Below are 19,771 nucleotides of genomic sequence, written 5' to 3' on the forward strand. Positions count from 1 at the left end.
CTTAAAGAAATTCTATTTATGAATATAATTTTCATTTGCAGAGAGATAATAGCGTGATGAGATTTATTAAAAATGATACGCATCGCTTTTTTTATAGCAAGATCGATTTTTGAAAACACAGTATTAATGGATTAGTTTTATCCCCTCTTTTTTTGCTGACGGGCATAGGCTAACATGGGAGATAAGTTACTAAAGGATTGTTATAATGATTGTTTTTTACCGATATCTCGTAATTTGTGTATTAGCGCTATCGATATTGCCTAATACCTATGCAGGGATGAGTAAAGATAATTTTTATCGCAGTTTTTGGCTTCCTACTTATCATGGGGAGCGTTTGAATTATTGCATGCTCGGTGGCAAGATTTGTGGTATCCAGGTAGCCACTCGTTATTGCCGGATAATGGGTTATGCCTATGCGAATCAACAAATTATTGATTACAACGTCGGTTTGACCAATTACATGTCTACTTCTCCAGCGTGTAGGGCACAGTGTAAGGGTTGGCGTTGCAATGGTTTTAAAACGATTCGCTGCGTTGCTAATATGAGCCACAAACCACCAAAATCCTACCACTATCGTTTAAGACGCTTTGTCTACCCCCGTTATAATAATTACCGTGTTGATTGGTGTTATGACGGACGAAAGGGGTGTGGAGAGCGAGCGGCTTATTCATTTTGTCGCCGCTTGGGTTATTTAGCCGCGCGTCGATATGCCAAGCAAGATAAAGTAGCTGCCACGAAGGCTATTGGTAATCAAAAACTATGTTTTGGTAATGCATGTAATGGATTTGCTTACATCAATTGCTATCGATAGGAAAAACAAGGAAAGACACCGTGTTAATTATTTATGACACTAATAAAAAATATAGTCATTTATTTGACAGTGTGTTGGTTATTAACCAATACTCAACATTAGATAACCAGGATACAGGGATACGGTTATGAGCAACAATGAAGCAATTTATATCATTGATGACAACGAAGAACGTTGTCACAAGCTCAGTACGATCTTGAGTTTTGTGGGTGAAACCTGTTTTCATGCCAATTATAGTAATTGGCAATCCCAATCTTACAAGGATGCTCAGGCAATCGTAGCCGGTGTACGTTCCTCTTACAACGATACCATTGAATTTTTGGATGAACTGGGTACTAATGCCCCCAAATTACCCGTTATACTGGTTGATTCTCCTATACCCGAGAGTCGTTACTATACTAAAAACGTCTTGGCAAACCTTTGTTTCCCATTTAGTTATGCACAGATGCTGGAAGCTTTGCATAAATGTCAAATTGCTCAGGAAATTGCTTTGGCCCAATCCAGTCATGAAAAGCGAACTTCTTTATTTCGTAGTCTCGTAGGTAATAGTGATTCAATCAGGCAAGTACGCCGGCTGATTGAGCAGGTTGCGAATACTGAGGCAAGCGTATTATTACTAGGGGAGTCTGGTACAGGTAAAGAGGTTGTAGCACGAAATATACATGCTCTATCGTCACGCCACAGCAAACCGTTTATTCCTATTAATTGTGGTGCCATTCCAGCTGAGTTATTGGAAAGTGAATTGTTTGGCCATGAAAAAGGTGCGTTTACTGGGGCAATTACCTCCAGACAAGGGCGTTTTGAATTGGCAAATGGTGGCACATTATTTCTTGATGAAATTGGCGATATGCCTTTGGCCATGCAGGTTAAGCTATTACGGGTCTTGCAAGAGAGATGCTTTGAGCGCGTAGGCTCTAATAGGAGTGTCGAGGTCAATGTCAGAATTATCGCTGCAACGCACAGAAATCTTGAGCAGGCTATTGAAGAAGGGAAGTTTCGCGAAGATCTTTTTTATCGTTTAAATGTATTTCCTATTGATATGCCTCCGTTACGGGCCAGGCGTGAAGATTTACCCTTGTTAGTGAATGAGTTAATTGCCAGGATTGAAGGTGAAAATAGGCCGAGTGTACGTATTATGCCTGGGGCTTTGGAGGCTTTAAGCCGTTATCAGTGGCCTGGTAATGTGCGTGAACTTGCTAATCTTGTTGAACGGTTGTCTATTTTATTCCCTAACGGGATCGTTGATATTGATGATTTGCCAAGGCGATTCAAGACGGATAATAATTTTCCTACAACGAATACTGCAGTCAGCGGCAATGAGCGCGAGAGCCTGCTTGAAATGGTTAGTCAGGAGCAAGCTTTTTCGGGAGATGGTATTGATCTTAAAGAGCATTTGGTAAAAACGGAGCTAGCGCTTATTAGTCAGGCTTTGGATGAGTCCGATTGGGTAGTAGCTCATGCTGCAAGCTATTTAAATATGCGTCGTACTACGTTGGTAGAAAAGATGCGTAAGTATGGTTTAACACGCCCGGAGCGCGCCTGACCTTTCTCACCCCCCAGTTTCTTCCTGGAGGACCAGGGGGGAAAGAATTCTATCTGTGTATAAATAGAGGGGACGCTTTTTTAAGCTTGTCCGCTATCGGCGTTTTCGTCTTTTCCCACGTTTTCTTCAGCAGCAGGCTTCGGTTTTTTTGCTTTGGCAGGGGATTCTTCTGCTGGTCCAGGTTCTGGTTGCGGAGCTGGAGGTTGTTGCGGAGCTTGAGCTTGAGGAGGAGCCGCCGGTGTAGGTTTAGGCGGGGTTTTAGGCTGGGCTGCGGCTGCAGCCTGTTCTTCTGCTTCGCGTTTTTTCTTATATTCGTCAATAATTTCACCGACGCTGGTTTTAACATCCTTGAAAAGCTTACCCGCAAAGGAGCTCAATTCTTTAAAATCCGGTAGCTTTGATTTGAAATCACCCATGATTTACTCCGTGCTGACAGTTTAATTTCTTTATTCGTTAAGTATATACAACTATATGGGAAAAAAACCTGAATGGGAATCTAATGACGGAATTTAGCAAAAAATTCCCTGCGTGCGTGGAGAGGACAAGGAATAAGCAGGGATAGTACAACAACAATTTGCCTTTCTCATTTACAGGAGAAGAAAGCCTGTTGTAGAGGAAATGATATATAAAATTAATTGCCAGGCTACGATTGAGAACCGACCTCGTCGAGAGGGACGAAAAGGGGTTGCTGATTTAATTTTTAATATAGCGTTGTTGCCCCGCGCCTGATTGACTCCAGTCATTATTGTCTGAAAAGGTTGTATCAACAACGAATCGACTTGCCCAATCATCTCGGACAACACGCTTTTGATTCAGTAGTTTTTGAAAAAAATAATTGGAGGATTGTTCTTTCATTGTTGCATTAATGGGCCCTAACTGGGGTTGATATTTTTTCCTAAATTCTGCAAGGCGACTTTCTAAAAAATTAACAGTCTCTACTTTCTTGGCCGGAGGCAACCAATCATCGGGAACTTTAGAAACTAGCAGCATTAGGTCATTTCTTTCGATATGGAATAATTTAATAAGTGCCCGCTTTCTATGTTCGGGAGTAAGGTTATCAAATAAATGTTTATATCGCTGATTATAATGAGTGACGTTATCAACTAGAAAAACTTTAAGATAAGTATGGTTGAGGGAGTCATCATCACATAAGGTTGAAATCCCTTGGGGAAATTCTTTATCTTGCTGTTTTAATTGAAAAAAATGCAAATAAAATTTTAATTTTTCAGAAGATAAAACCTGAGTTCCACCATCATGCTTCGTGAGCCGGACTTTGTCTCCTGTCTGTTTTTTACCGATGTTATCGAAAACCCATCCACTCAGATCAATATCTGACAGGATTGCTGCGGCTAATTCAAGTTCTGCTAGGCCGTCTAGATCAGAGGGTAAGCTCGGAGTTTCAGGAGAATTATCGTTGAAACGAAGACCTTGCCAATTCTTAATCATTTTACTGATAAGAACAGCATCGTTTGCTGATGATCCCAAATAAGTTTTGGGAGTAGAAATCCCCATTAACCTATAAAAGCCCAGGGCAAGAAATTCATCAACCACTTTTTCTTTTGTTAAAGGCAAGGTCACTTGAGGCCCATTAAGCCAATATACCTGTTCTACATTTTTGAATCTGGATTTAATAAAAAAGAATCTCACAACAACTCCATTTGTAACTCAGTAGCCGCAGTGCTGTATCCGCGGCTACTATTTTCTTTTTTAAGCCCATCGATGCAGCAATTTCATCGCAGGTTGCATCAGTTTGTCAAGGAGAGAGCGTTTGCCGTGAATTGCAATCTTAAATGCATTGTAGTTTTCCATTTTTTCAGTGATGTAATCATCACTGGTTTTCAAACTATCCACCAGTCTTAAATCATAGGCATCTTTGGCTATCCAATGTTCACCAGTCGCTACCTTTTCGATATCCAATTGCTGACGATGGCCAAGCACATAATCTCTAAAAGCGCGATGAATTTTTTCCAATTCTTCCTGGAATTTTTCACGCCCTTTTTCCGTATTTTCAGCAAAAAGAGTGAGTGTGCGTTTGTATTCACCGGCGGTTAATAATTCGAAATCGATATTATTTTTCTTCAACCAACGGTGAAAGTTAGGTAATTGAGCAACAACACCAATGGAGCCCACAATAGCAAAAGGAGCAGCAATAATCCGGTTGGCAACGCAAGCCATTAAATAACCGCCGCTAGCAGCAATTTTATCAATGCAAACGGTCAATGGTATTTTTTTATCGCGTATACGTTGTAATTGGGAAGCGGCTAATCCATAGCCATTCACTGCACCGCCAGGGCTTTCAAGACGAACAACAATCTCATCTTTCTCTTGAGCTATTGCAAGAACAGCAGTGATAACATCGCGAAACTCATTCACTTGCGACGCTTTTATATCACCCTGGAAATCAATCACATACAGCGATGATTTTGCTTCTTTATTTTTATTCTTCTTTTTCTTCTCAGGTTTTTTATTTTTTATTTCATGCGCCATTCGCTGTTGAATTTCATCATACTGCTTATTGAGCGAGGTGATTTCCAGTTTATGTTTCGATTTGGAACCACGGCTTAGTGCTAAAATACCAGCCAGCGTCAGTAGTATTGCGATGACCAATGTGAGGCTTTTTAAAACAAATAAACCGTATTGCATCAGGAAATCCATCATATACCTTAATTAAATTTTATAAAGCAATGATTATCACCATGACCGCTCTGTAGTGCAAGTCTTGTCGACTTCTTTTGAAACTCTACTGCATTGGCGCATCGCTTCGTCGAACCGGTGCTCGAATCCTCATGTACTGACGTGTACACTGCGGTTCTGCGCGCCGTCTCTCCTCGCGCTGCTCTCACTGCAGCGAGTTTCGCAAGACGTCTACTCTTGATTTGCTCTTGCCAGAATAAGCAAATATAGATAGGCTGCCCTTTTTAATTAATGAAATCCTGCATGCTCGACGTTCAATCCCTCACTTTTGACTATCAGGATAAGCCTTTGTTACAGAAGGTCCAATTTTCTGTAGCTGCAGGACAATTACTGCATTTGCGGGGCAATAATGGTGCAGGCAAAACAACATTGCTCAAATTATTGACAGGGTTGCTTCAGCCCCATGAGGGGGAAATTCGTTACGATGGACAAGCGATCATGGCGGATCTTGCGGCTTACCAACAAAAGCTTTGTTATGTTGGGCATAAAGGAGGGATTAATCCTTTACTTACCATCAAAGAAAATTGTTTTTTTGATATGCACTGGGGTAGACGCACCCTCAGTTTTGACCATCTATTAGCAGGCTTTGGTTTACAAGGGTTTGGTGATGAACTGGTTTATCATCTCTCGGCGGGGCAAAGAAGGCGGGTTGGATTATTACGCATAGCAATGACTGATGCGAAATTATGGTTGCTGGATGAGCCTTTGGTCGCTTTAGATAAAGAAGCCATTTCTACCTTGATAACTTGCCTTGAAAGCCATCTTGCCCAGGGTGGGCAGGTTATTTTGACTTCACACCAGAATTTGCCATTAAACCGGACGAGTTATCAGGAGTATTCTCTGTGATGATGAGTCTGTTAACCCTCTTTCGCCGCCAATTCCGCCGAGAAATGCTCATTCATCTTCGCCAACCACGACTTTTGTTTCAGGCGGCCTTATTCTTTTTAATGGTGGCTGTTTTTTTTCCATTAACCATGCCACCCGACATCATTCTCTTACGTACCGTCGCACCAGGATTAGTATGGATAGCAATGTTACTGGCTATGTTGTTAGCTTCAGTGGGGCTTTTTCAACAGGATTATGAAGACGGTGTTGTGGAACAATGGTTGATTTCTGGTTACCCCCTAAGCGTGATTGTGGGAGCAAAAATTTTAGTGCATTGGTTACTCAACCTGATACCCATGCTGATTTTTTGTCCCTTGTTAGCTTTATTGTTTAATTTGACTGCCTATGAAACAACCATTTTACTTTGTAGTTTGATTGTCGGTACACCGGCCATTCTTTTTCTATGTGCTCTGGCTGCTGCATTTAGTGCGGGCATGCAGCAAAAAGGAGTGTTGATGGCATTGATCTTATTGCCTCTTACTATCCCGGTAATGGTTTTTGGCAGTGGTAGTTTAACCGCGGTGATGCAAGGATTGCCTGTACTGGGCTATTTAGCACTCTTGCTGGCTTTATCCATTCTTGCGGTTGGTTTTTTACCTTTTGCGATTGCAGCGGTGATTCGTATTAGCCTTGCTGAGTAATGCATGGTAAAATTTTTGTTTTTTTCTGATTCAATTATTCCCTATGTGGAAATTTTTATACCAACTGGCATCGCCAAAGGCATTTTATGAGCTGACACGATCATGGCTACCTTGTCTGGGTGCTGGTGCTTTGCTTTTTCTTTTACTTGGTATGATCTGGGGTTTGGTTTTTGCACCACCGGATTATCAGCAAGGTGATGCTTTCCGTATTATCTATGTGCATGTTCCGACAGCTTTTTTATCGATGGCAATTTATGGCTGGATGGGATTTTTGGCAGTGCTTTTGCTGGTCTGGCGCATTAAAATGGCTGGTTTAATGTTAGGGATTGCTGCCCAAACAGGGGCCATTATGGCTTTTCTGGCGCTAGTGACGGGCAGTATCTGGGGTAAGCCCATGTGGGGAACATGGTGGATTTGGGATGCGCGGTTGACCTCCGAACTTATTTTATTGCTTTTATATTTGGCGATTTTAGCGACTGGAACGGCTTTTCAGAATAAAGAGCAGGGCGATAAAATCGTCGCTATTTTGACGTTGGTGGGTTTAGTAGATTTGCCCATTATTCATTATTCTGTTTATTGGTGGAATACCTTGCATCAAGGCGCAACTTTATCTGTTTTTGCCAAACCAAAAATCGCGATTACTATGCTTTATCCTTTATTATTGACGCTGGCTGGTTTTTCTTTTTATTGCCTGTGGGTTATGTTACATAAGGCTCGAAATGAGGTGGTTCTGCGTGAACGCCGGCAGCAGTGGGTAAAGAACCTGGTGGAGAGAGAAGAATTATGACACAGTTTATGCACTGGCTTGCCATGGGAGGCTATTCTTCCTACATATGGTCTGCGTATGGTCTGGTAGTCGTCGTTTTGGCAATGAATACTGTTGGCCTAAGACTACAACGCGCCCGTGCCCGCAAATTATTACAACAATGGTTTAAGAGACAGTCTTCATGAATGCTGTACGTAAGCGTAAAATGTTACTGCTTTTATTTATCATTTCTATTCTCGCGCTGGTGACGGGTTTAGTGCTTTATGCATTGCGCCAGAACATCAGTTTATTTTATACCCCAACTCAGATTGTTAATGGAGAGGCTTCCAGTAAACATACAATTCGTTTAGGTGGTATGGTGGTAAAAGGCAGTATTGTACGGGCAAGCAAGGGGTTGGCGGTTCAATTTAAGCTCACTGATTTCAAGCAAACAGTGACTGTCAATTATGAAGGTATTTTACCCGATCTATTCCGTGAAGAGCAGGGAATTGTCGCGCTTGGTGAGCTCAGCACAGATGGGCAATTCAAAGCGCAGGAAGTATTAGCGAAACACGATGCCAATTATATGCCTCCGGAGGTTAAAGATGCCTTGGCTAAAGCGGCTCAACAAGGAGAAAAGAAAAGCGCATGATTGCTGAAATTGGTTTATTTTCTCTAATATTGGCGTTGCTATTTGCTTTTTTGCTGGCGATTATTCCTGCCTGGGGGCTTGTGCGAAACAAAACAGACTGGGTTGCTGCCGCACCGCTTTATGCATCTGGGCAATTTGTTTTTATAGCCTTTGCCTATTGCTGTCTTACGGCTTGTTTTCTGAGTGATGATTTTTCTGTGACTTATGTACTCACTAACTCCAGTATTTCACTCCCCTGGTTTTATAAATTATGCGCGGTCTGGGGCGGACATGAAGGGTCGATGCTACTGTGGGTTGCCATATTAAGTGTATGGATGCTGGCAGTTAGTTTTTTTAGTTCCGCTTTGGATTCGGCAATGCGTGCACGGGTTTTAGTAGTGCTAGGCTGGCTTAGTATTGGATTCATTCTTTTCCTGCTTTCAACCTCTAATCCCTTCACACGGCAATTTCAATTATTAGAGACAGAAGGGCGTGATCTGAATCCTTTGTTGCAAGATCCAGGATTTTTATTTCATCCACCAATGCTCTATATGGGATATGTCGGTTTTTCGGTTGCGTTTGCTTTTGCGATTGCTGCACTTTGGGTGGGGCGTGTTGAGGCGTCTTGGGCAAAATGGACCAGACCATGGACTTTAGCTGCCTGGTGCTGTCTCACTGCTGGAATCACTCTGGGTAGTTGGTGGGCTTATCGTGAATTAGGTTGGGGCGGTTGGTGGTTTTGGGATCCCGTTGAAAATGCCTCTTTTATGCCTTGGCTCGTTGGTACCGCTTTATTACATTCACTCGCAGTCAGTGAACAACGACAGCAATTTAAGGCTTGGACTTTATTACTGGCTATTACTGCTTTTTCACTTAGCCTGGTAGGCACTTTTTTAGTTCGCTCAGGCGTATTAACGTCGGTCCATGCGTTTGCTGTTGATCCTCAGAGAGGTCTTTATATTCTATGCTTCTTATTAGTCGTGATTGGTGGCTCGTTAACCTTATTTGCATTGCGGGCACAGACTTTACAGCGCCGTGATAATCCTTCACCGCTTTCGCGTGAGAGTGCATTACTGCTGAATAATGTCTTTCTGGCAGTTATGATGCTGACTGTATTAATGGGGACTGTGTATCCGTTACTCATTGACGGGCTTGGTTTGGGTAAGCTGTCCGTTGGGGCGCCTTATTTTAATTCAGTGTTTGTTCCATTGATGATTCCCTTAGTGATCCTCATGGGAATTGGCGTTCATTTAAACTGGCAGCGAGACAGTTGGCAAAAACTAGGGACTAAATTGCGACTTGTATTTTTTGCCAGTCTTCTGTTACCTCTGGGTTTACAGTTTGCTTTAACCGGACGTATTGATGGTTATGCACTCTTAGGGTTAATACTTGCTTTCTGGGTGATATTGAGCACAGTAAAACTGATTCATATTCGTAGCAAGCAGCGAGGGTTAAGAAATCTTGGTCAGGCTTTTTGGGGAATGGTTCTTGCTCATTGCGGTGTTGCCGCAACAGTAATTGGTATTGCGGTATCGAATTCTTATGGCATTCAAGATGATGTAAAAATGGCACCCGGTGAGTCTGTATCACTGGCAGGTTATACAATTAAGTTTTTGCGGGAAATTCCTTTAGAAGGTGCAAATTATCACGGCACACAGGCGCACTTTGCGATTAGGCACAAGGATAAAGGCACGGTTATCTATCCTGAAAAACGTATTTACAATGTTGGGCAAATGGCAATGACTGAGGCAGCTATTGACGTGAATCCCTTTCGTGATATTTATGTTGCTTTGGGTGAGCCTCTTGATGATAAAGCCTGGTCGGTACGTTTGTATTACAAGCCTTTTGTGCGCTGGATCTGGGGGGGCGGTTTTATGATTTTAGCAGGGGGATTACTTGCCCTGGCGGATCGTCGTTATTACCAGAAACGCCAGAAGCTCGCTAATCAGATACAAGAGGTTGCAGTATGAAAGCACTGTATTGGCGGTTAATTCCCTTAGCAGTTTTTAGTCTGCTGGTCGTTTTTCTCTGGCGTGGTTTAAGTTTGGAACCACAGACTCTTCCTTCTGTACAGATAGGGAAAATGTTACCTGAATTTCAATTATCAACCTTGGGTAAAGAGCAAGTATTCACCCCACAATCGATGCACGGACGCATAGCTTTATTAAATGTGTGGGCGAGTTGGTGTGCTGCTTGTACGGATGAACAGGTATTTTTGTTACGGCTTGCTCGTGAAGGGGTGCCAATTTATGGCTTGAATTACAAGGATAGCAGCGAAAATGCTAAACGATGGCTTGCAGAATGGGGCAATCCTTATCAGGTGATTGGCGAAGACAAAACAGGGAAAGTAGCTATGGATCTGGGTGTTTATGGGGCTCCTGAGACTTTCCTTATTGATAAGAAGGGTATTATTCGTTACCGCCATGTTGGTATTCTGGACGAAAAAACCTGGCAAGCTGATTTCTTGCCGCTTATGAAAACGTTGCAGGGTGAAGCATGATGAGATTGACAGCTTGTTTAAGCCTGCTCCTGGTTTCCTTGTTTTTCTCTACTGGGTATGCGAATACCCTTTATCCTTTGGAAACACCGAAACAGGAAGCGCAATTTTTACATTTATTAAAAGAGCTGCGTTGTTTGGTTTGTCAAAATCAGGATTTGGCTGACTCCCATGCAAGTCTCGCCAAAGATTTGCGTAGGCAAGTGTATGAGTTGGTTAAAGAGGGAAAAAGTGACAGCGAAATTATTAGTTATTTAACTGCCCGCTATGGTGATTTTATTTTATTTAAACCACCAGTTAAGCTCTTGACGGTATTATTATGGTTTGGTCCTGCATTGTTTCTTTTGCTGGGATTATTAATTTTTTGGCGTACTTGTTTGAAGCGAACGACAAATGAATGAATGGTGGCTTCCGCTGTGTTTTATCACCCTGGTTCTGCTGGCATTGCCAGTGGCCTTATACCCATTGCGTAAAACGAAGTGGTTTGCTGCTGTTTTGGCGCCAATAGTAATTATTGGGGTAGCTGCTGCCTACTGGCGATGGGGTGCGTGGTCTACCTGGCAACATTATAGGCAGGAAACAGAAAGGCAGCGCCGAGTAGAAGCGGTTCTTCAGACTATCAAAAGCCCGACGGAGTTAGTTGATCGATTAAAGGCGCGTTTACAAGCCAATCCTGACAGTGCACGCGGATGGTACTTATTGGGTAGGCTTTATGTCAGCCAAGGACAATGGCAAATAGCGTCTGAAGCATTTGCCAAGGCCCATCAACTCGCTCCCAACGATACAGCCACCACCGTCAATTATGGACAAAGCCTTTGGCAGTTAAATCAACAGCGTTTTGATGAGCCGATTAGAGCTTTATTTACTAATTTGCTGCGGCAAGATCCTGACCAACCCGATGCCTTAGCCATGTTAGCGATGGACTCATTCATGAATCATCATTATCAGCAAGCCATTAACTATTGGCAGCATTTATTGAAATTGGCTCCTGAGCAATCAGAAGAAGCGCAAATGATTCGCAAAGCCATTGCCAAAGCCCAGCAACAGCTTCAAGAATGATTGAAGACTTTTCTTTATAGTCGTTTTTCGTCTACACTCAAATTCAGGTTCAATGTATTGCCAATGATTTCAAGGAGAGAAAATGAACAGTCGAGTTTATCAAATTGTTGAACTGGTCGGCACATCGGAAGAGGGTATTGAAGAAGCAATCAATAATGCTGTGGCTCAAGCAGCAAAAATGCATGGTAAACTGGATTGGTATGAAGTCGTGGAAACACGTGGCTTTATTGAAGGAAGTAAAGCCAAATATTACCAGGTTCATTTGAAAATAGGTTGCCACGCACACTGATTTGGTAGAAAAGCTATTCCTAAACAAGTGTAGCCTTGATGCAGCGTAGCGAAATCAAGGTTTATTTATCTCAATGTTTGTATTATAAGCGTGGGCATATTCACTGTTTAATTTTGGAGAGTGAATACCTTGATTACGCTACGCTGCATCAAGGCTACTAGACGACGGTATGACAAAAATACGGCGAAGTGCTCACATGTCACACTAATTCGACATAGTCGCGCAGGGCTTTTAGAAAGTACATGCCATAATGGTTGAGTTTATGTTGGCCTACCCCGGAAATATTCAATAAATCTTCCATCGTTTGCGGTCTCTCACGCACCATTTCATGCAAGGTTGTATCGCTAAAAATCATGAAAGGTGGTTTATTTTCTTCATCGGCTAATTGGCGGCGCAGGGCACGCAATGTTTCAAACAGTGGATGATGCGTGGCAGTGAGAAGATTGCGTGCTTTTGTTTTAGCTGTTTTATTTTTCGCATCCACATTCACGAGAGCAAGAGAAACTTTTTCTTCTCCTTTTAATAGGGCGATAGCCTTTTTAGACAGGCGCAACACATTGAACTGGTTCAGATCCTGATAACAATAATCCCGATGAATCAATTGCCATGCTAATTGTTTCCAGTAAGCAATTGATTTGTCCTTGCCAATGCCATAGGTGCTTAAAAGATGATGGCCTGATTTTTCGATTTTTTCGGAATTCTGACCGCGCAATACTTCAATAGTATGGGTTAAACCATAACTTTGGCGTAATCTGTAAATACAGGAAAGCAATTTTTGCGCATCTTCAGTTGCATCGACGGTTTGGGGCGGATTATCGCAGACATCGCAATTACCGCAGGCTTGATCACTTGTTTCAGCGAAATAACGCAATAAAATTTGCCGACGACAATGAGTTGCTTCGGCAAAGGCCAGCATATGATTCAATTTAGACGTTTCTACCCTTTGCTGAGCTTCGTTGTTGCCTGTAGCAATCCAGCCCCGTAATCTGGCACTATCGGCAGGATCGTAGAGAAGCAGGGCTTGTGCAGCCAGGCCGTCGCGGCCAGCTCTGCCAGTTTCTTGATAGTAGCTTTCTATATTTTTGGGCAAATCGTAGTGCACGACAAAACGCACATTGGACTTATCAATACCCATACCAAAAGCAAGTGTTGCGACGACAATCTCAACGCGATCGTGGCGAAATAAAGATTGCACTTCGCGGCGCTCACTATGAGACAAACCAGCGTGATAGGCTTTGGCACTGTAACCCGCTTCCTGCAGTTTCGTTGTAAGGCGTTCCACCCCGTTGCGAGTACCGCAGTAGATAATGCCTGACTGTTGTTTTTGGGTTTGTAGAAATTGGTTTAACTGTTTTAGGGGATTATTTTTGGCAAGCACAAGATAGTGAATATTAGGGCGATCGAAAGAAGCAATAAATTGTTTCGGATTGTAATTCAGTTTAACAATAATATCCTGCCGTGTTTGTTGATCAGCGGTTGCTGTCAGCGCAATGACAGGCACTTCAGGGAAATGCTGTTTCAATAAACCCAACGCGGCATATTCAGGACGAAAATCGTGCCCCCACTGAGAGATGCAATGGGCCTCATCAATAGCAAACAAAGCTATAGGGCAGTCTTGTAACCGTTCAAGAAAAACCTGGCTTAGCAAGCGCTCAGGGGCAATATAGAGTAAATCGAGTTCGTTATTGTGTAATTGCGCCAATACCTGCCTTGCCTCATTGCTGCTCAATGACGAGTTATAATAAGCGGCGCGAATTCCCTGTAATTTTAGGGCTGCAACCTGATCTTCCATGAGCGCAATAAGTGGAGAGACGACAACCCCGACTCCCGCACGTACTAACGCTGGAACCTGGTAGCAGAGCGATTTACCACCACCGGTCGGCATAAGTACAAGTAAATCATTACCTGCAATTAGTTCGTTGATAATTTCTTCTTGAGGATGGCGAAAAGCGTCAAAACCAAAATAATTTTTTAAGACATGAGCAGCCTTTGCCTGTTTAATATCAAAATTTGTGGTGGTCTCCATGTGATTTTTTCTTGTTTTTTATTTCACGGACGCCAAAAATTGGCAATAATAACATCTTTATCGAACTGTCATAAGGTTGTTTGGTCTTTGAATTGATTTCACGTTTAACTAAGGATGGGCTATGGATTTTAAATTCAGTGAAGAGCATCTCGCTTTTCGTGATATGGCTGCAGAATTTGCGCGCAATAAATTAGCGCCCAATGCAGCGAATTGGGATGAACATAGTTTTTTCCCGGTTGAAACCTTGCGAGAAGCGGCAGGCCTCGGCATGGCCGGAATTGTCTCTGCTGAAGATATTGGGGGCTCTAATCTCAAACGGCTTGATGCTGCTCTTATTTTTGAACAATTAGCGACTGGTTGTATCACGACCAGTGCGTATCTTTCTATCCACAATATGGTGACCTCTTTGGTCGATCGTTATGCCGATGAAGCTTTACGCAGGACCTGGGGGCCACGTCTGACTTCCATGACCGCTTTAGCTAGCTATTGTTTGACTGAACCTGAGTCTGGTTCTGACGCAGCTTCATTAAAAAGCCGTGCAGTTTTAGAAGGTGATCATTATGTTTTAAATGGTGCTAAAGCGTTTATTTCCGGCGGCAGTGTCAGTGATGTCTATTTATGTATGGTAAGAACAGGTGATGAATCCCATCACGGGATCTCCTGTTTATTAATAGAGAAAAATACGCCGGGGTTGAGTTTCGGTAAGTTGGAAAGGAAAATGGGATGGTGCAGTCAACCTACCTGTATGGTGTATTTTGAGGATTGCCGTGTCCCTGTGGCTAATCGGGTCGGTGCTGAGGGGATGGGGTTTAAAATTGCGTTATCAGCATTAAATGGAGGTAGGGTTAATATTGCTTCCTGTTCTTTAGGAGGGGCGATTGCCTGTTTGCGTTTAACTCAAAACTATTTAAATGAACGTAAGCAATTTGGTAAATCTTTAAACCAGATGCAAGCGTTGCGTTTTTATTTTGCTGATATGTTGACGGATTTTGAGGCTGCCCGTTTAATGGTGTACCGCGCTGCTGATGCTCTGGATAAAGAAGATCCCCATGCGCCCATGTATTGTGCAATGGCTAAGCGTCTAGCGACTGATATTGCTTTTCGTATCAGTGACAAAGCAATGCAGCTGCATGGAGGTTATGGTTACTTACACGATTATCAGATTGAGCGCATTTTCCGTGACCTCAGGGTGCATCAGATCCTTGAGGGTACTAATGAAATCATGCGCGAAATTATTGCTAAAGCAAGTTTGGATGAAGAGTATTTTATTGATTAACAGGAGTTTCTAAATGAATTTAATTGCCCAAGAATTGGATAGCAACGGTATCTTGACCCTTACTTTAAATCGTCCGGAAAAATTGAATGCTCTAAGCAGTGATGTCTTGCATGCTTTGGCGGAAATTTTTGCCTCGGCAAAAGAAAACAAAAAAGTCAAAGCATTGCTTTTAACCGGAACAGGGAAAGCTTTTTGTGCGGGTGCGGATATCTCCCGCCTGGCAGAGTGTAATGCACAAAGCGGCTATCAATTTGCCTGTGAGGGGCAACATGTCTTTAGACAATTGGAAACCTTGGGCAAGCCTTCTCTGGCCGCAATCAACGGTTTTGCATTTGGTGGTGGTTGTGAATTGGCAATCGCAGCAACGATGCGGGTTGCAGCAACTACAGCACAGTTCGGTCAGCCGGAAGTAAAACTGGGAGTTATCCCGGGTTATGGCGGGACACAGCGTTTGGCAAGGCTGATAGGTAAAGGTCGTGCGATAGATCTGTGTTTAACGGGCCGTTTTATCAATGCAGAAACAGCGCTGAATTGGGGACTGGTCAGCGAAGTCTTTGCACCCGACGTATTGATAGAGGAAAGCAAACGAATTCTAACGGGCATTTTAGCAATGGCTCCCTTAGCTATTGCTAGTGTCATGGAAGTGATTGATCATGGCTATGACTTGTCTTTGACTGATGCACTGCATTTAGAAGCCGTTCATTTTGCCAAGGTTTGCGCCAGTGAAGACAAACAAGAGGGTGTAGCTGCTTTTTTGGCAAAACGACAGGCAAAATTCAAAGGAGTGTAGTATGACAGCGGATATTGCTTTTGCTCGTGAGCGGCATATTGGTTTAGTGACCTTAAATCGCCCCAACGCGTTAAATGCGTTAACTCTGGAGATGATCAAAGCCTTACAGCAGCAGCTGGAACTGTGGCAGAGCGACGATGATATTCATGCGGTCATTGTTCAGGCTGAAGGCGAAAAAGCATTTTGTGCTGGAGGTGATGTACGCTGGCTTTATGACGCAGGACTTAACAAAGATCCTGGGCAAATGCAGTTTTTTTGGCATGAATATCGGTTAAATCACTATATTCACGGCTATAGCAAGCCCTATATTTCCTTGATGAATGGGATCACAATGGGAGGGGGGGTTGGCATTTCTTTGCACGGTTCCTACCCCATTGCCAGTGAACGGTTTGTTTTTGCTATGCCTGAAACGGGGATAGGGTTTTTTCCCGATATCGCTGCCAGTTATTTACTGGCTCGTTGTCCAGGAAATTTCGGGGTTTATCTGGGTTTAACAGGGGATCGTTTAAATGCGCAGGAGGCACTTGCGTTGGGTTTGGTGAAGCAAGTGATTCGTTCAGATAAATTGCAAGATGTTCTAATGAGTCTTATTGCTGCTGATTTATCACACAACGCTTCTCAAGCGGTTGCTAATTGCCTGCAGCAATTTGCTATGCCTGCTGAGCGAGCTGTGTTTGAGAAGAAGCAAGCCATTATTGATCAATGTTTCGCGCAGGACAGTGTAGAAAAAATCTTTGCTTCATTGCAGAGAAGTGGTGATGACTGGGCTCTTCAGACTTTAGATCATTTACAGCAAAAAGCACCTTTAAGTCTTAAGGTGACTCTGGCACAAATTCACAAAGCAAAAAACCTGTCGATGGCCGAATGCATTAAGATGGATTATTGCCTGGTTGGCCAATTTATGCGTGATCCGGATTTTTACGAAGGAGTAAGAGCTTTATTGGTCGATAAAGATAAAGCTCCACGCTGGCAACCCGAAACGCTGGCTCTGGTGAGTGCCGCCAAAGTTAATGATTACTTTGTCTGTGAAGGAGAAGCGCTTTCATTAATCAATGAATAACTAGTCAGGATAAGTTCTCGATTCCGCGCGGAAGGTAAGGAAGGACTAGTTGTGGTGTTCTACGGACCGCATCCAAAACACCCTCTGTTTTAATTCCTCTCTTTCTTGCCCTGACAAGAGAGGATTATGTCTTTTTATAATAAACAACTTTATTTCTGCCTTGTTTTTTTGCCTGGTAGAGTGCGCGATCTGCGATTTCAATCAATGCGCTTTGAGTGTCGGCATGTTCGGGCATCATCGCAATGCCAAAAGAAGCAGTGATTCTTTCGAGTAATTTCCCCTGAAAAGAAATTTCTAATTTACCAATCTCCTGACGCAGCTGATCGATCCGTTCATAAACTTCTTCTGCACTATTAACCTCGACTAACAAAAGTAAGATTTCTTCGCCACCATAGCGGCAAACAATATCTGTTTCTCTAATATTGCGTGCTAATAAATTAGCGACCTCAATTAAGACGATATCGCCTGCTTCATGGCCATAAGTGTCATTGACCTTTTTAAAGTGATCAAGATCCATCATGACTATTGCCAAGTTATTATTTTGCCGTTTTGCACGTTGTAATTCTCTGGAAAAAAATTCTTCCAGGTAGGAGCGATTGTATAAATTGGTGAGTGGATCTCTAATGGAGCGCATTTTTATACTCACATGCAATTTAATATTTGAGAGGGATAGTGCTATCGATTCGGCAATGCTAATAATTAATTGTTCATGGTTCTCCACGAGTTGCCGAAATTCCTTTTCATTCAGGTCTTGGCTATTTAGAAATTCCAGGTATAGCAGACCTATGTTTTCATTTTGTGCTTGAAGCGGTATACAGACATAACAGGGTATGGGTTTAACTGCTTTCACATGCTGGCATGGAATACTTTGCCCAGAGTTATAATAATGATAAATTTGCCCACGTCTGATAGCCCAGCATTGTTCGGTACCGATTATTTTTTCTTCTATAATAGGCTTGCCCCAACCTGTCATACAGTCCATATAATTTTTAGAAGGATGGGCTAAATATAAACTACCTGCAGTGGTGGGTAAGATCTTTTGCCCATACATTGCAATAGGTTCTAAAGTTTCCTCAACATTTAAACACATTTGCAACGTACTGCTTAATTGATTGAGCAGATACACAGCATGATTCCTTTGCCTGGTTTCCTCTATGTTTTTTGTTAGTTGTGCGTTGGCTCTTTCCATCTCTTTTTCTATTTTTAAACGTTCCGTCACATTTCTTGCAATTTGTGAGGCGCCAATGAGTATATTGTCTGCATTATGAATGGGGCTATAAGTAATTTCATAACTGTTACGTGTCAGTTTTGAATCACCCAACTCTTCAATAATGGAAAATTTTTTATTGCTGAGTGCTTTTTTCCATAGAGTAATCAGGTTGGTTTGTTCAGCAGGAAGATGTTGTAAAAGATCGTTTAAATTGTCACCCAGGGAAATGGATTTACCAAAAAGTTGCAGAAAATCCTGGGCGTAGGAAGGATTAAAGGCGATCAAATTATAATTGTTGTCAATTGCTGCGATAGAATCATTTGTCCCGCTAATGATGCCTTTTAGTTGATCTTCTGCCTGTTTTCTTCTCTGAATAAGTTTAACGGTGCGCGAAAATTGTATATTGAATATTCCAAGGAACAAAAAAAACAGAACAAACGTCAGGGTATTGGTCATTTTGATATAGCTAAGCGCTGTATCGCTGGTTTTTTGTAGCTCATCATCTCTTGCGTTTAGCAGGGATTTTTCTGTATTAATCATAGTAAAGATGACTGTTTGAAGCTGGTGCAGTAAAGCGCCTCTTTGTTTGGTTAATAGGTCTTCAGCCGCTTCTTCCCCTTTTTTTTGATAAATCGCAATAACGGAATTACTGAAATGAATGCGCTCTTTTAATAGAGTGCTTAAATGGTTCAAACGTTCAAGTTGTTTCGGATTGTCTTTAATGAGTCGTTTAAGATTTTGTACTTTTGTTGAAGCGGCAGCGCTGGCATTATTCAATGCTTGCACAGAGTTGGCATCACCTGTAATGACATAGCCTCTCGTATACACGCTAATTTCTAGAATATTACCCCATAAGTCATTAATCGCGCTAATTAGCTCTTGTGTATGTAATACCCATTGCTTGGCATTAAGCAGGTGCTGGATCTGTACATAAGACGAAACATTAACGCCTATTTGCAAGAAGAATAGAATTAATAAAAAAAGATTTAATAAAACCCTTTGATTAAAATTTTTCATGGCATTTAGGTTCAGGTTCTTACTACAGTTTAGTCTCATTAGAAAGAAACCATCAATAGAAATTAAAAAAACGATGTATGCAGCGGAGCATATTTTCTATTGGTAGTAACCAAAAAGAGCCATAAAGATTAAAAGGTCAGTGTGCGAAGATTGCGGTTTAAATTTTTTTAATCAGGTAGCAGCCTATGCAATTATTGGCATGCCCTGGACGTTCGTATTCAACTGCAAAACCCAGTGTCTGATACCAGGCATAAGCTGGCCATTCCTTGAGGGTAAAAACAGTGACGGCTTTGCATCCTTTGCTTTTAGCCCATTCTTCTGCCTTGGTAACCAGGGCTTTCCCATAACCCTGATTGCGGAACCGCTCATCAACCCACAGCCCCCCAATTTCTGCCGGACCAAAATTGTCGAAGCCGGAAATAGCAGCGATAATTTTGTTGACGTTATCGTAGGCTGCAAAAAAATACCCACCTGTACCGGCCATACCTTGTTGGGCCGCGTAATGGTTGATCCCATGATAAATGGTGCCATGATCTTCTTCGCTGGGATTCTCAATAAATACGATCGATTCAATAGACATTTTATGCTCTTAAAATT

At 42.4% G+C, this 19,771-nt stretch carries 21 protein-coding genes; 15 read left to right on the plus strand and 6 right to left on the minus strand.

Annotated features, from left to right (window positions below; all coding sequences use genetic code 11):
• The first annotated feature begins 205 nt into the window (after nucleotides 1–205).
• Together DYC89_RS05840 and DYC89_RS05845 are read left to right on the plus strand one after the other, a co-directional pair.
• Entirely contained in the window at nucleotides 206–811 is a 606-nt protein-coding gene (locus tag DYC89_RS05840) for a hypothetical protein (RefSeq protein ID WP_115220922.1), read from the plus strand.
• Between the two features lie 127 nt (nucleotides 812–938).
• A complete protein-coding gene (locus tag DYC89_RS05845; RefSeq protein WP_115220923.1) occupies nucleotides 939–2,354 on the plus strand; it encodes a sigma-54 dependent transcriptional regulator in 1,416 nt (471 codons plus the stop codon).
• Nucleotides 2,355–2,434: 80 nt separating this feature from the next.
• Here DYC89_RS05845 and DYC89_RS05850 read toward each other — a convergent pair whose 3' ends face one another.
• The 3 genes from DYC89_RS05850 to sohB all read right to left on the minus strand — a co-directional run bounded on the left by DYC89_RS05850 (nucleotide 2,435) and on the right by sohB (nucleotide 5,009).
• A complete protein-coding gene (locus tag DYC89_RS05850; protein ID WP_115220924.1) occupies nucleotides 2,435–2,770 on the minus strand; it encodes a hypothetical protein in 336 nt (111 codons plus the stop codon).
• 277 nt (nucleotides 2,771–3,047) lie between these two features.
• The gene (locus tag DYC89_RS05855; RefSeq protein WP_115220925.1) at nucleotides 3,048–4,001 is read right to left on the minus strand and encodes a hypothetical protein; all 954 of its coding nucleotides are present in this window, start codon (nucleotides 3,999–4,001) and stop codon (nucleotides 3,048–3,050) included.
• 60 nt (nucleotides 4,002–4,061) lie between these two features.
• The gene (gene sohB / locus DYC89_RS05860; RefSeq protein WP_115220926.1) at nucleotides 4,062–5,009 is read right to left on the minus strand and encodes a protease SohB; all 948 of its coding nucleotides are present in this window, start codon (nucleotides 5,007–5,009) and stop codon (nucleotides 4,062–4,064) included.
• Between the two features lie 282 nt (nucleotides 5,010–5,291).
• Between sohB and ccmA the strand changes: the two genes are divergently transcribed.
• The 10 genes from ccmA (at nucleotide 5,292) to DYC89_RS05910 (ending at nucleotide 11,795) form a co-directional block, all read left to right on the plus strand.
• Nucleotides 5,292–5,894, plus strand: coding sequence for a cytochrome c biogenesis heme-transporting ATPase CcmA (gene ccmA / locus DYC89_RS05865; protein ID WP_115220927.1), 603 nt, complete (start codon nucleotides 5,292–5,294; stop codon nucleotides 5,892–5,894).
• Nucleotides 5,894–6,574, plus strand: coding sequence for a heme exporter protein CcmB (gene ccmB, locus DYC89_RS05870; protein ID WP_115220928.1), 681 nt, complete (start codon nucleotides 5,894–5,896; stop codon nucleotides 6,572–6,574). The genes ccmA and ccmB overlap by 1 nt, the downstream gene beginning before the upstream one ends.
• A gap of 43 nt (nucleotides 6,575–6,617) precedes the next feature.
• A complete protein-coding gene (gene ccmC / locus DYC89_RS05875; RefSeq protein WP_115220929.1) occupies nucleotides 6,618–7,361 on the plus strand; it encodes a heme ABC transporter permease CcmC in 744 nt (247 codons plus the stop codon).
• Nucleotides 7,358–7,525, plus strand: a complete 168-nt coding sequence (gene ccmD / locus DYC89_RS05880) for a heme exporter protein CcmD (protein WP_115220930.1) — start codon at nucleotides 7,358–7,360, stop codon at nucleotides 7,523–7,525. Before ccmC ends, ccmD begins: the two co-directional genes overlap by 4 nt.
• Nucleotides 7,522–7,971, plus strand: coding sequence for a cytochrome c maturation protein CcmE (gene ccmE, locus DYC89_RS05885; protein ID WP_115175502.1), 450 nt, complete (start codon nucleotides 7,522–7,524; stop codon nucleotides 7,969–7,971). The genes ccmD and ccmE overlap by 4 nt, the downstream gene beginning before the upstream one ends.
• Nucleotides 7,968–9,920, plus strand: a complete 1,953-nt coding sequence (locus tag DYC89_RS05890; protein WP_115220931.1) for a heme lyase CcmF/NrfE family subunit — start codon at nucleotides 7,968–7,970, stop codon at nucleotides 9,918–9,920. Before ccmE ends, DYC89_RS05890 begins: the two co-directional genes overlap by 4 nt.
• On the plus strand, nucleotides 9,917–10,450 hold the full coding sequence (locus DYC89_RS05895; RefSeq protein WP_115220932.1) for a DsbE family thiol:disulfide interchange protein: 534 nt from the start codon (nucleotides 9,917–9,919) through the stop codon (nucleotides 10,448–10,450). The genes DYC89_RS05890 and DYC89_RS05895 overlap by 4 nt, the downstream gene beginning before the upstream one ends.
• Nucleotides 10,450–10,848 carry a cytochrome c-type biogenesis protein gene (locus DYC89_RS05900; protein ID WP_370634627.1) on the plus strand — a complete coding sequence of 133 codons (399 nt, stop codon included), beginning with the start codon at nucleotides 10,450–10,452 and terminating at the stop codon, nucleotides 10,846–10,848. The genes DYC89_RS05895 and DYC89_RS05900 overlap by 1 nt, the downstream gene beginning before the upstream one ends.
• Nucleotides 10,841–11,506: a tetratricopeptide repeat protein gene (locus DYC89_RS05905; RefSeq protein WP_115220934.1), complete on the plus strand. Its 666-nt coding sequence runs from the start codon at nucleotides 10,841–10,843 to the stop codon at nucleotides 11,504–11,506. The genes DYC89_RS05900 and DYC89_RS05905 overlap by 8 nt, the downstream gene beginning before the upstream one ends.
• Before the next feature lie 82 nt (nucleotides 11,507–11,588).
• Nucleotides 11,589–11,795: a dodecin gene (locus DYC89_RS05910; RefSeq protein ID WP_058443593.1), complete on the plus strand. Its 207-nt coding sequence runs from the start codon at nucleotides 11,589–11,591 to the stop codon at nucleotides 11,793–11,795.
• A 199-nt stretch (nucleotides 11,796–11,994) separates the two neighbouring features.
• On the opposite strand, the gene recQ is transcribed toward DYC89_RS05910, so the two are convergent.
• Complete coding sequence (recQ, locus tag DYC89_RS05915) at nucleotides 11,995–13,821, minus strand: DNA helicase RecQ (RefSeq protein ID WP_115220935.1); 1,827 nt, start codon at nucleotides 13,819–13,821, stop codon at nucleotides 11,995–11,997.
• 121 nt (nucleotides 13,822–13,942) lie between these two features.
• Here recQ and DYC89_RS05920 point away from each other — a divergent pair, with 121 nt between their 5' ends.
• The 3 genes from DYC89_RS05920 to DYC89_RS05930 are packed head-to-tail and all read left to right on the plus strand — an operon-like array spanning nucleotide 13,943 to nucleotide 16,947.
• The gene (locus DYC89_RS05920) at nucleotides 13,943–15,097 is read left to right on the plus strand and encodes an acyl-CoA dehydrogenase family protein (RefSeq protein WP_115220936.1); all 1,155 of its coding nucleotides are present in this window, start codon (nucleotides 13,943–13,945) and stop codon (nucleotides 15,095–15,097) included.
• A 13-nt stretch (nucleotides 15,098–15,110) separates the two neighbouring features.
• Entirely contained in the window at nucleotides 15,111–15,887 is a 777-nt protein-coding gene (locus DYC89_RS05925; protein ID WP_115220937.1) for an enoyl-CoA hydratase/isomerase family protein, read from the plus strand.
• A gap of 1 nt (nucleotide 15,888) precedes the next feature.
• Nucleotides 15,889–16,947 (plus strand): enoyl-CoA hydratase/isomerase family protein, encoded by a 1,059-nt coding sequence (locus tag DYC89_RS05930; protein WP_115220938.1) that lies wholly within the window; start codon nucleotides 15,889–15,891, stop codon nucleotides 16,945–16,947.
• A 124-nt stretch (nucleotides 16,948–17,071) separates the two neighbouring features.
• Here DYC89_RS05930 and DYC89_RS05935 read toward each other — a convergent pair whose 3' ends face one another.
• Together DYC89_RS05935 and DYC89_RS05940 are read right to left on the minus strand one after the other, a co-directional pair.
• A complete protein-coding gene (locus DYC89_RS05935; RefSeq protein ID WP_181879335.1) occupies nucleotides 17,072–19,174 on the minus strand; it encodes a sensor domain-containing diguanylate cyclase in 2,103 nt (700 codons plus the stop codon).
• Nucleotides 19,175–19,331: 157 nt separating this feature from the next.
• Nucleotides 19,332–19,754, minus strand: coding sequence for a GNAT family N-acetyltransferase (locus DYC89_RS05940; RefSeq protein ID WP_115220940.1), 423 nt, complete (start codon nucleotides 19,752–19,754; stop codon nucleotides 19,332–19,334).
• Nucleotides 19,755–19,771 lie beyond the last annotated feature (17 nt).

Source organism: Legionella donaldsonii (assembly GCF_900452385.1).
Classification (GTDB): domain Bacteria; phylum Pseudomonadota; class Gammaproteobacteria; order Legionellales; family Legionellaceae; genus Tatlockia; species Tatlockia donaldsonii.

What these genes read in the sequence shown, in the direction of transcription:
- DYC89_RS05840 (WP_115220922.1), top strand. Translation starts at nt 206, where the DNA reads ATGATTGTTTTTTACCGATATCTCGTAATTTGTGTATTAGCGCTATCG.
- DYC89_RS05845 (WP_115220923.1), top strand. Translation starts at nt 939, where the DNA reads ATGAGCAACAATGAAGCAATTTATATCATTGATGACAACGAAGAACGT.
- DYC89_RS05850 (WP_115220924.1), bottom strand. Translation starts at nt 2,770, where the DNA reads ATGGGTGATTTCAAATCAAAGCTACCGGATTTTAAAGAATTGAGCTCC.
- sohB (WP_115220926.1), bottom strand. Translation starts at nt 5,009, where the DNA reads ATGGATTTCCTGATGCAATACGGTTTATTTGTTTTAAAAAGCCTCACA.
- ccmA (WP_115220927.1), top strand. Translation starts at nt 5,292, where the DNA reads ATGCTCGACGTTCAATCCCTCACTTTTGACTATCAGGATAAGCCTTTG.
- ccmB (WP_115220928.1), top strand. Translation starts at nt 5,894, where the DNA reads ATGATGAGTCTGTTAACCCTCTTTCGCCGCCAATTCCGCCGAGAAATG.
- ccmC (WP_115220929.1), top strand. Translation starts at nt 6,618, where the DNA reads ATGTGGAAATTTTTATACCAACTGGCATCGCCAAAGGCATTTTATGAG.
- ccmD (WP_115220930.1), top strand. Translation starts at nt 7,358, where the DNA reads ATGACACAGTTTATGCACTGGCTTGCCATGGGAGGCTATTCTTCCTAC.
- ccmE (WP_115175502.1), top strand. Translation starts at nt 7,522, where the DNA reads ATGAATGCTGTACGTAAGCGTAAAATGTTACTGCTTTTATTTATCATT.
- DYC89_RS05890 (WP_115220931.1), top strand. Translation starts at nt 7,968, where the DNA reads ATGATTGCTGAAATTGGTTTATTTTCTCTAATATTGGCGTTGCTATTT.
- DYC89_RS05895 (WP_115220932.1), top strand. Translation starts at nt 9,917, where the DNA reads ATGAAAGCACTGTATTGGCGGTTAATTCCCTTAGCAGTTTTTAGTCTG.
- DYC89_RS05900 (WP_370634627.1), top strand. Translation starts at nt 10,450, where the DNA reads ATGAGATTGACAGCTTGTTTAAGCCTGCTCCTGGTTTCCTTGTTTTTC.
- DYC89_RS05905 (WP_115220934.1), top strand. Translation starts at nt 10,841, where the DNA reads ATGAATGAATGGTGGCTTCCGCTGTGTTTTATCACCCTGGTTCTGCTG.
- DYC89_RS05910 (WP_058443593.1), top strand. Translation starts at nt 11,589, where the DNA reads ATGAACAGTCGAGTTTATCAAATTGTTGAACTGGTCGGCACATCGGAA.
- recQ (WP_115220935.1), bottom strand. Translation starts at nt 13,821, where the DNA reads ATGGAGACCACCACAAATTTTGATATTAAACAGGCAAAGGCTGCTCAT.
- DYC89_RS05920 (WP_115220936.1), top strand. Translation starts at nt 13,943, where the DNA reads ATGGATTTTAAATTCAGTGAAGAGCATCTCGCTTTTCGTGATATGGCT.
- DYC89_RS05925 (WP_115220937.1), top strand. Translation starts at nt 15,111, where the DNA reads ATGAATTTAATTGCCCAAGAATTGGATAGCAACGGTATCTTGACCCTT.
- DYC89_RS05930 (WP_115220938.1), top strand. Translation starts at nt 15,889, where the DNA reads ATGACAGCGGATATTGCTTTTGCTCGTGAGCGGCATATTGGTTTAGTG.
- DYC89_RS05935 (WP_181879335.1), bottom strand. Translation starts at nt 19,174, where the DNA reads ATGAAAAATTTTAATCAAAGGGTTTTATTAAATCTTTTTTTATTAATT.
- DYC89_RS05940 (WP_115220940.1), bottom strand. Translation starts at nt 19,754, where the DNA reads ATGTCTATTGAATCGATCGTATTTATTGAGAATCCCAGCGAAGAAGAT.